This window comes from Dyadobacter sp. BE31 (genome assembly GCF_031457695.1).
Taxonomy (GTDB): Bacteria; Bacteroidota; Bacteroidia; order Cytophagales; family Spirosomataceae; genus Dyadobacter.
This window is the reverse complement of sequence record NZ_JAVDXA010000003.1, coordinates 413688-426749: the sequence shown is the minus strand read 5'-3', so window position 1 is coordinate 426749 and position 13062 is coordinate 413688. Positions and strand designations below refer to the sequence as shown.

10 protein-coding genes are annotated in these 13062 nt (G+C 52.2%); 4 read left to right on the top strand and 6 right to left on the bottom strand.

Features of this window, described 5'->3' with window-relative positions; all coding sequences use genetic code 11:
* Positions 1-81: 81 nt before the first annotated feature.
* Positions 82-1794: a GMC family oxidoreductase gene (locus tag J2Y43_RS17480; RefSeq protein ID WP_309985001.1), complete on the top strand. Its 1713-nt coding sequence runs from the start codon at positions 82-84 to the stop codon at positions 1792-1794.
* A gap of 102 nt (positions 1795-1896) precedes the next feature.
* On the opposite strand, the gene J2Y43_RS17475 is transcribed toward J2Y43_RS17480, so the two are convergent.
* From J2Y43_RS17475 to J2Y43_RS17465, 3 genes are all read right to left on the bottom strand, one after another.
* Positions 1897-4443 (bottom strand): TonB-dependent receptor domain-containing protein, encoded by a 2547-nt coding sequence (locus J2Y43_RS17475; protein ID WP_309984998.1) that lies wholly within the window; start codon positions 4441-4443, stop codon positions 1897-1899.
* A 426-nt stretch (positions 4444-4869) separates the two neighbouring features.
* Complete coding sequence (locus J2Y43_RS17470; RefSeq protein WP_309984996.1) at positions 4870-5085, bottom strand: KTSC domain-containing protein; 216 nt, start codon at positions 5083-5085, stop codon at positions 4870-4872.
* Between the two features lie 8 nt (positions 5086-5093).
* Entirely contained in the window at positions 5094-5747 is a 654-nt protein-coding gene (locus J2Y43_RS17465; protein ID WP_309984994.1) for a lipid-binding SYLF domain-containing protein, read from the bottom strand.
* A gap of 235 nt (positions 5748-5982) precedes the next feature.
* On the opposite strand from J2Y43_RS17465, the gene J2Y43_RS17460 reads away from it, so the two are divergent.
* From J2Y43_RS17460 to J2Y43_RS17450, 3 genes are all read left to right on the top strand, one after another.
* Entirely contained in the window at positions 5983-6462 is a 480-nt protein-coding gene (locus J2Y43_RS17460; protein ID WP_309984992.1) for a DNA starvation/stationary phase protection protein, read from the top strand.
* Between the two features lie 102 nt (positions 6463-6564).
* The gene (locus tag J2Y43_RS17455; RefSeq protein WP_309984990.1) at positions 6565-7890 is read left to right on the top strand and encodes a cytochrome P450; all 1326 of its coding nucleotides are present in this window, start codon (positions 6565-6567) and stop codon (positions 7888-7890) included.
* Positions 7891-7910: 20 nt separating this feature from the next.
* On the top strand, positions 7911-9524 hold the full coding sequence (locus J2Y43_RS17450) for a Na+/H+ antiporter (RefSeq protein ID WP_309984988.1): 1614 nt from the start codon (positions 7911-7913) through the stop codon (positions 9522-9524).
* Positions 9525-9731: 207 nt separating this feature from the next.
* On the opposite strand, the gene J2Y43_RS17445 is transcribed toward J2Y43_RS17450, so the two are convergent.
* The 3 genes from J2Y43_RS17445 to J2Y43_RS17435 are packed head-to-tail and all read right to left on the bottom strand — an operon-like array spanning position 9732 to position 13041.
* Complete coding sequence (locus J2Y43_RS17445; protein ID WP_309984986.1) at positions 9732-10676, bottom strand: metallophosphatase; 945 nt, start codon at positions 10674-10676, stop codon at positions 9732-9734.
* On the bottom strand, positions 10651-11403 hold the full coding sequence (locus J2Y43_RS17440; RefSeq protein ID WP_309984984.1) for a 5'-nucleotidase: 753 nt from the start codon (positions 11401-11403) through the stop codon (positions 10651-10653). The genes J2Y43_RS17445 and J2Y43_RS17440 overlap by 26 nt, the downstream gene beginning before the upstream one ends.
* A gap of 48 nt (positions 11404-11451) precedes the next feature.
* Positions 11452-13041: a RagB/SusD family nutrient uptake outer membrane protein gene (locus tag J2Y43_RS17435; RefSeq protein ID WP_309984982.1), complete on the bottom strand. Its 1590-nt coding sequence runs from the start codon at positions 13039-13041 to the stop codon at positions 11452-11454.
* Positions 13042-13062 lie beyond the last annotated feature (21 nt).

The following is a 13062-nucleotide window of genomic DNA, read 5'->3' as shown; positions in this document are numbered from 1 at the left end:
CAATTAAAACAATACCTGACAACACCTGACTATAAATACCCCTCCAAAAATCAACCTATTCAGTCATTCACTCATTAAAGTATGAGCTATTTCAATATCGACGCCACTAAGGCGCAGACTTTCGACGCCATTGTTGTGGGAACCGGGATCAGCGGCGGCTGGGCGGCGAAAGAATTAACCGAAAAAGGATTGAAAACCCTCGTGCTCGAACGCGGGCGCGACGTGAAGCATATCGTAGATTACCCCACCACGAATATGATGCCCTGGGAGTTCGAGCATCGCGGGTTCCCCCCGTTGGCAGTCCGGGAGGCAAGTCCAATGGCCAGCAAGCATTATATTTTCCGCGAAGATGCCATGCATTTCGTGGTGAAGGATTATGAACATCCCTATGTACAGGACCAGCCGTTCAGTTGGATGCGCGGTTACCAGGTAGGCGGCCGCTCGCTGCTGTGGGCACGGCAAACGCAGAGGTGGTCGGACTACGACTTCGAGGGCCCGGCGCGCGACGGCTTCGCCACCGATTGGCCGATCCGCTACAAGGACATTGCGCCTTGGTACAGCTATGTGGAAAAGTTTGCGGGGATTTCCGGCAATAAGGATGGCCTGCCGCAGCTTCCGGATGGCGAGTTCCTGCCGCCGCACGAAATGAGCTGCGTAGAAAAGCATTTCAGCGATCAAACCGCGAAAAACTACAAAGGCACGCGACCCGTAATCATCGGTCGGGCCGCGCATATCACCGACCCGCAGCCGATTCACACCCAGCAAGGCCGCGCCAAATGCCAGCACCGCAATATGTGCCAGCGAGGCTGCCCGTTCGGCGGGTATTTCAGTACCAATGCGGCCACATTACCCTGGGCCGAAAAGACAGGCAATCTCACATTGCGGCCCCATTCGGTGGTACATTCGGTGATTTATGACGAAAAGAAAAAACGTGCTACGGGTGTGTGCGTGGTAGATGCGCAGACAAAGGAAATGACCGAGTATTATGCCAAAATAATATTCATTAATGCCTCAGCCATTAACACGAACCTGATCTTACTCAACTCCAAATCAAGCCGCTTCCCGAACGGGCTGGGCAACGATAGCGGCGTGCTGGGTAAGTTCATCGGTTTCCACAATTACCGCGGCCGCGTTACAGCCGATTTCGACGGTTTCCACGACCGCACTACCGACGGACGTCGCCCGAACGGCGCTTACATTCCCCGGTTCCGCAACGTTTTCAAGCAGGAAACCGATTTCCTCCGCGGATATGCGGCCTCATTTTCAGCATCCAAAGTCGGGAATGCAAACGACGGCCTGGGCGAATCGCTGAAAGCCAGTCTTTTTGCGCCGGATGAAAGCGGCTGGTCGCTGGGTGCCCAAATGATGGGCGAGGTCGTTACCAAAGAGTCCAACTTTGTGACGCTGCACGACAGCCTGAAAGACGACTGGGGAATTCCGCAACTGCGCATGAATGTGTCGTTCGACGACAACGACATGAAAATGGTGAAGGATTTTTACACCGAACTCAGCGAAATGCTCGATAAGGCCGGTTTTAAAAACATCAAAACCACCGACACGCACCGTAATCCCGGCAGCGAAAACCACGAGATGGGCGGTGCCAGAATGGGCAAGGACGCCAAAACTTCGGTGCTCAACAAATGGAATCAGATGCACCAGGTACCGAACGTATTCGTGACCGACGGCGCGTGCATGACCTCCACCGCCACACAAAACCCATCGCTGACCTACATGGCGCTTACAGCGCGGGCGGCGGATTATGCCGTGGCGGAAATGCGGAAAGGGAACATTTGATGAAAGAATAGTCAGGTGTTGTCAGGAGTAGTCGCTGATAGTTGCAATAGATAAAACAATGTCTGACTACTCTTGACAACACCTGACCATTTACACAATAACCTACTGCACATTAAAAGCGAGCGTCACATAATACATTCCCCCAACCGACGGCCCGCCGAGGAAAGAGACGTAATATTTGTTCAGCAAATTGCTGGCGCCCACTTTGACAAGGCTTTTGAGCATTGGCAGGCGGTAGGTCAGCTGCGCGTCGAGGCTGCTGTATGACGGCACGTTGCCGGTGACGAGGAACGTCTGCGAGTAGTAGCCCGACTGCCATTTGTAAGAAACCGTGGCGTCTAGGTTATCGAGCAGGTTAGTGCGCGAGACTGAGCCATTCCACATCCATTTCGGGGTATTGAAACCGTCTTCGAGGCCGTCCTGATTTTCGGCGTTTTTCAGCTTGGCAAATGTCGTGTTCACCCCGAACACCCATTTCTTTTCCAGCTGATAGCTCAGCCCCACGCTGAAACCGTAGTTGTTAATGATCGAGCGGGAGTTGGTATACATGCGGTATTGCGCCTGGCGGGCCTTGTCGTACAGGTCATGCGGGATAATGGATGCATCGGTCGATACCGGTACGTTCATGTTGGCCTGCGCGATAAAATTGCTGTACCGGTTGAAATATAAATCCGCATTCACAAACAATGCCCGATCGAGGAAAAGCCCCTTATAGCCGGCTTCCCAGGTTTTGGTATGCTCCGGTTTCACGTAGGTGTAAGGGTTCTTTTTGAGCAAACCCTTATTCTTCTCAATCGCGGCATCCTGCGCGAGACCGCTCTGGTTGATATCACTCAAAACCGCCTGCTGGAAACTGGTAATGGAATTGGCCAGCCACGCATTCTCGAAAATGCCCTGCGACATCACCGGCAACCCTCCTACCCGCTTCACGCCGCCGCTGTTGACATTGCTATATGCTTCAAAAATGCTTGGAAAGCGGTAGCCCGTCTGGAACGAAACCCGGACATTGTGGTCGTGTACGGGGCTGTAAACGGCCGATAACCGTGGGTTAAATGTCGTCTTGAAATAGTTGTTCTTATCTGCCCTCAGGACAACACCAAGCCGTAATTTTTTCTGAAACAGACCTTTATTCAGGGAAACATACCCACCTGTTTTGCAGTAGGTAATGTTTTTGCCATCCTTTCCGGGCTCGGGGTTCACGAAATAATTGCCGTCGGGCACGATGATGTAGGTCCGGTGGTCGGCACCGAGGAGGATATCGAGCTCGTATTCGTCCTTCCAGGCTTTGAGGTACTTTTCGGTGAGGCTTACCTGCACTTCGGCGTGCACAAAATCCGCTTTCACGCGCAATGCGGCGCCCGCGTCCCAGTTATTGATGTCCTGCAACTTGCGCAGCTGGGTATTGAAGGCATCCGTGCCAGGCAGATACCGTCCCGCATCCGCCGTGGCGCGTGCCTGCCGCATTGCATTGGCTACCGCGTCCCCACCGGTGATGGCATTGTTGAAGCCCCTGGTGAAATCGGCATACCAGTCGGTATCGGATTTATAGCTGCGGTCCAGATTCTCGGCCATCGAGCGCAAATTATACGAGCGGCCGGTATTCTCGGAATTGACATACAGTTTGGCCTGCACCGACGCCGACTGATACTGAATACCATGCTGCTGTACGAGGTAATTTTCGAGCCGGAACCGGTTGGCGCGCTGGTATACATTGTCAAGAAGACCAAAATGATACGTGTAAGTCAGCATTGCCCCGGGCGCCACTTTGTAGTAGAGGCCTAAGTCGCCTTTGATGTTCTGCAAATTGTAATCTACTACCTCGGCTTCCTGATAGCCCGTTCGGCTCACCACATAGCGCTTGCCTCCGAGTGTAACGGTCTTCCGGTTGGAGCTTTCATTGCCGTATTTATTCACAGGGTCGCTGGCCGGGTTGTCCGCACCGAAAAGCTGCGTGCTGCTGTTGGCATTACCATTCAGTTCGGTCTGGTCGGAGGCGATCCAGTCGTAACCTTTTGTGAATGCGCCATTGATTTTAAATGCCAGCCTGGGCGTGACAACTTTGGCAAAACGAAGCGTAGTTTCGGTAAACGGCCTGGCCCTGCTATGGCTGTCGCTTAGGTGATTGAGGGCCGTTTTCTGCTGAATCGACAGTCCCTCGGAATTGAATGGATTCTTGGTAAAAAAATTGGCAAGGCCATTTACGGTGTTCATCCCATACAATGCAGAAGCGGTACCGGGCAATATCTCGATGCTGGCGATATCCAGGTCCGTAGGCCCGAGCGCATTGCCAATAGCCCCGCCGATATGCGGCGATTGCACGTCCATCCCGTCGGTGAGCTGTGCGAAACGCACGTTGGTCGTATTCGAAAAGCCTCTCGCATTCAACACCTTGAAACCCATCGAAGGGGTGATCATATGCACGCCCTGTACGTTTTCCAAAGCATCGAAAAACGACAATGCGGGCGACAGCGCCGTAGCTTTGGCACTCACCTTCTGCACGCTCACCGGCGACACGAGAATGCTTTCGATCACCCGCGAAGCCGTCACCACCACCTCATCGAGCGAACGCGCTTTCAAGGTGTCGGGCTGGCTTTGAGCCTGGCAAATGATCGGAAATGTAAAAATCAGCGTAGTAAACAGGTACTTCATGCAATACCAATCGTTATATCCAAGCGGAAATATCGCAAAGTAAAAGAAAAATTGCGCTGGCCCACTGTACCGGTGCACTCATTTTTTGTAAAGTTGGATTGAAGAGCTCAAAAGAACAGATCTGGAACCGCAAACCAATGTTGTATCACCACGCAGCCCAATCGCGTAGCGATACAACATCGGTAGCAATTTTCGATAATCGGATTGGCGAAATCCCGTCAGGGATGTAACAACATAACAAACGGCATCCCGCCCGTTACAATGCACAAAAGTTGCATGCCCAAGGGCATTAAAGGATTTATGGAGACGATAGCTACCGATATTACATGCCTGACGGCATTATAAATGATTGAATAGTCAGGTATTGTCAAGAGTTGTCAGGTTTTGTTTTAAACACAACAAATGACTATTCCTGACCACCAATGACTATTCATGATTATTCGATCGTTCCACCTTCTCAAACTCAAAATTCCCCTTAATATGCTTATTCAAAAACGTCCCCTTCGAGCCCGAGGTTTTCATCGCCTGGTACACTTCCCAGGGAACGTTTTTGTAATCATACACCATCCCCGAAACATATACGATGCGTAATGTCTGCTTCTCCTCGTTGTAGATCATCTGTGCAACGACTGTGGATGGCATAGCGGCATTTAGTTGAAATCATCCAGCTTTTCTCGGAGGTCGTCGATCGCCTTGGATGAAATGTTTGAATCCGTAAAAATAGATTGGACGGTGGCCTTGCTGCCGTACAGGCCGGTATTCGCCCTGACGTCGACATCGAGCATCGCGCCATTTACGGTCACACCGGCGAAAAGGCCCTTAGCGCGCGAATAGGAATATACTTCCGCTTCCAGTTTGTAATCGGTCGTTGCGGAGGCGTTTTTGCTGACTGGCCCGGCCGCTACCGATACGTCACCGCCGAGGGTATAGTCGCCTTTTTCGATGTTCATCAGCGTTTTATCGCTTTTAAATACTAGTACAAGGTCCACCGCTTGCACGCCGATCTGCGCTCCTACGCTGCCGCCTGTGATGGTCACAAACACCGGGTCGCTCCACTCGCCGTCTTCGCGTTTCACCATCGCGAGGCCTTTTCCGTGCTTACCACCGACAATCAGCCCGCCATTAATCATCCTCGGAATGATGATGATGCCTTTGGAGGCTTCGATCAGCTGTGCCGGGATCTGTATGCCGTTGAAATCACTCAGTACCGCGGTGGCGGCGTTTATCCTTTCTTCTTCTTTATTCTGTGCGAAAGAAGGGGCTGTGATTGCCAGGCTCATCAAAAGAAGCGCCTGCGTTTTCATGGTTTTCAAATTGTTGAGGAACATAAATGGATGGAATTAATGGATATAAAAAAGCACCTCAAGGATCGTGCCTGTCTGCCCTTGAAAGCGGTATTCTGACAACAGAAACCCGCATTCGGACGCCGACAAGCCGTCGTTCGCAACTTTTAACGCTGCACTGCGTCATTTCTGATCCGTTGGTATGATTTTGATGACAGAATTACCGGAAACAATGTCAATCCCAACCCTATGTATTATGGATGCCAAAGCAATCAGTCTGAGCGAAACCGACGTAAAACCCGTTGTGGACCTGTTGAATGACTACCTCGCCAACTATCATATCCATTACCAGAAACTGAGAGGCTGCCACTGGAACATCAAAGGTCAAAACTTTTTTACCCTGCATGCGAAATTCGAAGAATTGTACACCAATGCGCAGGAAACGATCGATGAAATCGCAGAGCGCGTCCTGACCTTGGGCAAGCCGCCGCACAGCCGTTTTGCAGACTACATCAACGAATCGGAAATTAAGGAGATCAACACCATCGGTATGAAAGACCTCGATATGGTGGACGCCGTGCTCGACGATTTCAGCAAACTCATTAGCCTTGAACGCGAGCTGCTCACCGCCACCGAGGAAGCCGGCGACGACGGCACCAACGATATGGTGAACCGTTTCATGCAGTTCAAAGAGAAGAACACCTGGATGCTGCGCTCGTTCGCCGGAAAGAAATAAATGAAACCTATGCACACCCCAAGCCGCGTCCTGGAATAGAGCGCGGCTTTTTTTATACATTCCGGAATAGTTTATTTGCATTGATTCCCATCAAACACCATCATGCGCCCTATTCCCGAATTCAAGATCGGCCCGATCCCCTTGCTCTCTGCGATCCGCTTTGCGCGCGATCCGCTGCGTTTTTTACGGCAGGGCTTCGACGAATGCGGTGATACGTTCAAGATCCGGTTATTCAGGGAATTCATCGTCACGCGTGACCCCGCCTTTTTCCGACATGTGCTGCAACAGCACCATAAGAATTTCAGGAAGGGAAATTCGGTCAAAATGCTCCGGCCCGTGCTCGGGAACGGGCTCGTGATCAGCGACGGCGATTTTTGGCTAAGGCAAAGGAGGCTCGTGCAACCCGCTTTCCACCGCGAACGCTTGCTGGATCTGTTTAACACGATGGGCGAACTCACCGCCGCATTCATCGATGAGCTGGAACAATTCCGCGGCAAAGCGGCCGTCGATATCGATGCCAAAATGATGGGCATTACGTCCGACATAGCGCTCAAAACGCTGTTCGGAAATATGAATACCGAAGATAAGGAGCAGATTTACAAACAGGTAAGCCGTACACAAACCTACCTGGTCACACGCGTACGCAAGCCTTATCGCCTGCCGCTGATGGCTATCAATGGTGAGGACCGGCGCTTCAAATCCGACCTGGCATATTTCAACAGCCTCGTTTACGATTTTATTCGCAAACGCCGCTCGTCAGGCGAGACGCCCAACGACCTCCTCCAACTACTGCTTGACAGCGCCGACGAGGAAACCGGCGAGCAAATGAACGACGAACAAATCCGCGACGAGGCCATTACCATGTTTGCGGCCGGGCACGAGACCTCGGCGACCGGCCTGAGCTGGCTATTGTGGGAACTCTCGGCCCAGCCGGAGATCGTGGAGAAGGTACGGAAGGAAAGTGAAATTTTCGACATAGTACCCGGCTTCGAACAGCTCATTCAAATGCCCTACACCCGCCAGGTTGTCGAGGAAGGCCTTCGCCTCTACCCGCCCGCATGGACGATGACGCGCGAGAGCACGGTCGATCAGGAGATCGAAGGGTATGGTATTCCAAAGGGCAGTTCGGTATTCATGTCGATCTTCGAGCTGCACCGCAACCCTAATCTTTGGGAAAATCCTACGGCATTCGACCCGGAGAATTTCCAGACCGAAATCGTTAAAAACCGGGCGAAATTCAACTATCTGCCATTCGGCGCCGGGCCTCGGATTTGTATCGGGCAGCAATTTGCCCTGATGGAAATGCAGCTTGTACTGGCAGCACTGGTCAAGCGCTTCGACTTTGTGCGCGAGCCCGGTTCCAGTGTGGGAATGCATCCGCAAATTGTTTTAAAATCGACCAACGGTATTAAATTGTACATCCGATAAGCCGACACTGAACGAATTTTATGCACGAATCCATTATTCTCTACCTTTCGCTGGTGGTTGTGATCATGTTCCTGGTCATGCTGGCGCAAAGGATCAAAATCGCATACCCGATTGTACTCGTTCTCGGCGGGCTCGTACTAAGCCTCATTCCCGGCCTGCCGCCGGTAGAGATCGATCCCCAGTTGATATTTCTGATTTTCCTTCCGCCGCTGCTCTATGAAGCAGCCTGGCAAACCTCGTGGAAAGATTTCTGGAAATGGCGGCGCGTGATCGGCTCATTTGCATTCATCATCGTGATATTCACCTCGTGCGTGATCGCGTACGTATCGCAGGCGGTCATACCCGGGTTCACGCTCGCGCTAGGCTTCCTGTTGGGCGGCATCATTTCACCGCCCGATGCCGTGGCGACCACTTCCATTCTGCAAAATGTAAAAGTACCCAAGCGCCTCATTACCATTGCCGAAGGCGAAAGTTTACTGAACGACGCATCGTCGTTGATCGTGTTCCGGTTCGCTTTGGTAGCCGTTGCTTCGGGCAGTTTTGTCCTTACCGAAGCGATAGGCAGCTTTTTCCTGGTCATCGGCATGGGGTTTGCCATCGGCCTGGGCATTGCGCTCATCTTTTACGCGATCCTGCGCTGGCTTCCCACTACTCCGAGCATCGACACCATCCTGACATTCGTAGCGCCCTATGCCATGTATATCGCGGCCGAGGAATTTCATTTTTCGGGTGTGATTGCCGTCGTCACCGGAGGCCTCTTTCTTTCCCGTAACCAGCACAGCATTTTGAGCCATCTGAGCCGCATTCAGGGCATCAACGTATGGTCGACGGTCGGTTTTGTGCTGAACGGCATTGTCTTCATGCTCATCGGGCTCGAACTGCCTGTCATTACCCAGGGCTTTGGTGAAGCGTCGCTCGGCGAGGCCATTAAGTATGGGCTGATCATTTCGGTGGTTGTAATTGTTACCCGCATTGCAAGCACGTTGGGTGCATCTATTTTCACCGTGTTTATCAGCCGCTTCGTCCGCACGGCCGACAGCAGCCCCGGAATCCGAATGCCGTTTATCTTTGGCTGGGCGGGCATGCGCGGCGTGGTTTCCCTTGCCTCAGCGCTTTCCATTCCGTTGCTGCTCGACAACGGGCAGCCATTCCCCGAGCGGAACATGATCCTTTTTATCACTTTCGTAGTGATATTGGTAACCCTTGTTTTCCAGGGGCTTACCCTACCCGCCCTCGTCCGGCTGATGAAACTGGAAGAAAGGGATTACTCCATTTCGGCCCAGGAGCAGGATGTGATCATCCGCAGGAAACTCTCTGCGGCTTCGCTGAATCTGCTCAATACAAAATATGCTCACGAAATCGGTGACAACGAGCTTTTGCAAAGCCTCAAATCCAAGCTGGAAAGCGACATTGGATTTCTCGAACACGTACGCGACTCGGAAGTGAGCGCGGAGGGGCACGCCTACATTGGTCGGTTCCAGGAAATCAACAAGGAGCTCCTCGACCACAAACGCCAGATCCTGCACCAGTTCAATAAAAAAGAAACTTACGAAGAGGAAATCATCCGCCAACACCTCGCCCAGCTTGACCTGGAAGAAGAGAAGGTACGGCAGCAGTTTTTGCATATTGAGTGAATCGCATTGGAAAGGGGAATATTTGCCAGGTGTGGTCAGGAATAGCCAGGTGTTGTTTTACCTATTGCAACTATGAATGACTACTCCTGACCATTAATGACCACTCATGACAACACCTGACAACTCTTGACAACTCCTGACCACACCTGACTACTCTTGACTATTCCTGACTACTCCTGACCATTAATGACCGCTCCCGGCCATGCGTTACCCTAACACGTGTTCGTGTACCGGCAACACCGCGGAGACCATCTTCTGCCCGCCACGTTCGCGATCGAAGAAGTAATCCAGCCGCCCCAGGTTAATGCCTGCAAAACCGACTTGGTTGATGGCCGTTACCTTGCCATCCAGGTTCAGAATATTTTCAGGTTCCTTCATGAACGAATGAGTATGGCCGCCGATGATGAGGTCGATATTCCGTGTGGATTTGGCCAGGATCTGATCTGACACTTTATTTTCCTTGTATTTGTATCCCAAATGCGAAAGGCAGATCACGAAGTCGCAACGTTGTTCGTTTTTAAGCAATGAAGCCATTTCGTTAGCTTTCGCGATCGGGTCAAGGTACACGGTTTCGAGGTAATTCTTTTTGTTTACCAATCCTTCCAGCTCGATACAAACCCCGAAAACACCGATTTTCAGTCCCTGCTTTTTAAATACCTTGTAAGGTTGTGTTTTGCCTTTCAGTTCGGTGTTATTGAAATCATAGTTACTGGCCAGGAACGGGAAATTGGCGTGCGGAAGCTGCTTCGCAAAACCGGCAATACTGTTGTCGAAATCATGGTTACCCATGGTCGCCGCATCGTAGCCCATCTGGCTCATAATCGTCAATTCGAGCTCGCCGCCATACAAATTAAAGTACGGAGTTCCCTGAAAAACATCGCCAGCGTCGAGCAGAAGTACATTGGGCTGCTCGGTACGTATTTGCTTCACCAATGCGGCGCGGCGTGCTACGCCTCCAAGTCCCTGATTACGCGAGCCATCCATCGGAAATGGGTCGATGCGGCTGTGCACATCGTTGGTGTGGAGAATGGTAAGCTGCACAACCGAATCGCGTCTGGCGAAGGCCGGCACAGAACCCAAACCCAATGCAGCGGCAGCGAGGCCGCCCTTTCTGAGGAAATCCCTCCTATTGATCTGAAACAATTCTTCCATCGAGCTGAGCGGTTATTTTCTTACCCTGACGCGTCAGGTCACTGATATTTTCAAACAATGCTTCCCTAACCTTCTGGTTGATTTCCCGGCGTTCAAGTGGATTACGAAGGCATTCCAGCTCGTCGCCGCCGTCGGCAAGGTAGTCGTAGGTGAGCAGGTTGTAGGTTTTATTAATGTCGAACGGCTCGCCGCCGATGGTCACGTCGTAGGCTTTGTTATCCCTGATTTTCATGCGGATACCAGCCACGGGTTCACCATCCTTTTTAGCAATAAAATCAATCACCTGCTGCACGTTGGGTCCCGACAGTTTCAGCACCACCATCTCATTTTCAAATGGCATAAGTTCGAAAACATGGGAAACCGTGATATTACCTTTCGGGAATGTGGTACGCAGGCCACCTTTCGTTGCGAGCGTGAATTGGATGGTAGGGTCTTTCTTCAAACCTTCTTTGAGCATGGCATCGGCGAAGAAATTGCCCATGAGCGTCTCGGGGTTTGAGGGCTTGGTGAGCGCCACTTCGGTCTGCCCTACTACCCGGTTCATCTCGGCCTGCATTTTATCCTTATACGGCTGATAGTACCGGATAATAGCAGAATCGGCACCGACCTGCTGGTCGATGCCGTACTGTTTGTATTCGCTTTTGGAAACGGTAAGATGCTTCTGGCAGGAAGCCATCAGGCCGAGGCCTGCGAGGAATACCGCACCCAGTCGGAAAGGAGTTTTCATAGCGTAATTTAAAAACCTGAAATTACATCTGAAACTCCGGATTTCCCGCTACCAGCCGTCATTCTGGCGCAGATTTGGGTTGGCGTCGATCTGCGACTGCGGTATAGGATAAAGTTCGAGACGCGGCGAATAGGGCACCAGCACGTTGTCGATGATCTGGTCGTCGCTCATCGCGGCGATTTCTTCCTGCAACGTCCCCCAGCGTCGGATATCGAACACGGTATTAAACTCCCCGCTCAGTTCCAGCCGGCGTTCGGTGCGAATAGCCGTGCGCAATGCGGCTACACCAGCGGCCTTGGAAGGTGCCGCCTTCGCACGGGCGCGGACGCGGTTGAGCAGCGGAAGCGCATCCGCGGTTTTGCCGGTTTCCACCGATGCTTCGGCGAGCATCAGCAGCACATCCGAAAACCGCATTTCGATCAGGTCCGAGCTGTACCCCTGCACTGGCGCTCCGGCCGGGCGGGCTTCCCGGGCAAGCTTTCCGAAGGCGATACCATATTTAAAATCGTCATGCGAAAACGGCTGTTTGGTCCGCTGGTTCATATAATGCGAGGTCGCAGGATCGTAAATAATGCTGTCGCCAGGCTCGGCTCCTGCGCGGGCGCCCCCTGTGAATGCATAGCGCGAAACCAGCGTGTAATCGCGGCGCGTGTCAGTTTTATCAAACAGTTTGTAATAATCATAGGTCAAACCGTAGTTGGTCTGCTCATCGCCATTCACCAGGCCCGAGGGGAACAAGTGGAACGGGAGTATGTTTCCGTTCTGGTTAGAAGGGTTCACAAAATAACCGAACGACAGCACGATTTCACGGTTACGTTCATTGGCTAGCGCAAATACATCGGCGAAGTTCGGAAGCAGCTCCATATCATACTTTTCCTCATTCACCGCTCCCACGAGCTCGCTCAGTTTTTCGATCGCTTTTTGATAGTTTTCCGTCCTGTTCAAAGGCTTGCCGGCCATTGTCAGGTACACTTTACCCATTAATGCCTTCACTGTGCCGGCAGAGACACGCCCCAGCTCCGCCCCGCCACGCGAATCCGGAAGGATGGTTTCGGCAAATGCCAGATCGGCCAGGATGGCGTCGTACACTTCTGCATCGGTTGCACGGGGCGCGAAAATGAGGTCTTTTTCTTCAAATGACCCGATCTCCTTCAATATCAGCGGCACGCCGCCAAACAATCTCACGAGGTTGAAATAAGCATACGCCCGCAGCACACGCGCCTCTGCAATGTAAGGGTCGGCTTCTTCTTCCTCACCGGGAACCGCCAGCTTGGCATTATCAATCACAGTATTTGCACGGTAAATAATCTTGTAAAACCGGGCCCACACCGACTCGAACGCACCCGACACCGGGGTATGCGCAAAACGGTAGTAAGGATCGGCGCCGGAGCCGAGAATGCCCGCCGTCGCATACCGGTGGCCGGATTCGGTCAGTACGAAGCGGTTATAAATATCGGAATGGTCGGTGGTAGTCCACGCCTGGTACACGCCAATCGTCGCCTGGTTCAGGCCGTCCTCGTCCTTGAATGCCACATCCTTGCCCAGCGAGGAATAGGGCGACTCGTCGAGATTATCCTTACAGGACGCAATGCCCAGCAGAGCCAACAGGATTACGGATATCTTGATATGTATTTTCATGTTTTCAGATACATTGGTCAA

Coding starts and splice junctions, on each gene's coding strand:
- J2Y43_RS17455 (WP_309984990.1), top strand. CDS start 6,565: ATGCGCCCTATTCCCGAATTCAAGATCGGCCCGATCCCCTTGCTCTCT.
- J2Y43_RS17465 (WP_309984994.1), bottom strand. CDS start 5,747: ATGAAAACGCAGGCGCTTCTTTTGATGAGCCTGGCAATCACAGCCCCT.
- J2Y43_RS17440 (WP_309984984.1), bottom strand. CDS start 11,403: ATGAAAACTCCTTTCCGACTGGGTGCGGTATTCCTCGCAGGCCTCGGC.
- J2Y43_RS17475 (WP_309984998.1), bottom strand. CDS start 4,443: ATGAAGTACCTGTTTACTACGCTGATTTTTACATTTCCGATCATTTGC.
- J2Y43_RS17480 (WP_309985001.1), top strand. CDS start 82: ATGAGCTATTTCAATATCGACGCCACTAAGGCGCAGACTTTCGACGCC.
- J2Y43_RS17460 (WP_309984992.1), top strand. CDS start 5,983: ATGGATGCCAAAGCAATCAGTCTGAGCGAAACCGACGTAAAACCCGTT.
- J2Y43_RS17445 (WP_309984986.1), bottom strand. CDS start 10,676: ATGGAAGAATTGTTTCAGATCAATAGGAGGGATTTCCTCAGAAAGGGC.
- J2Y43_RS17450 (WP_309984988.1), top strand. CDS start 7,911: ATGCACGAATCCATTATTCTCTACCTTTCGCTGGTGGTTGTGATCATG.
- J2Y43_RS17435 (WP_309984982.1), bottom strand. CDS start 13,041: ATGAAAATACATATCAAGATATCCGTAATCCTGTTGGCTCTGCTGGGC.
- J2Y43_RS17470 (WP_309984996.1), bottom strand. CDS start 5,085: ATGCCATCCACAGTCGTTGCACAGATGATCTACAACGAGGAGAAGCAG.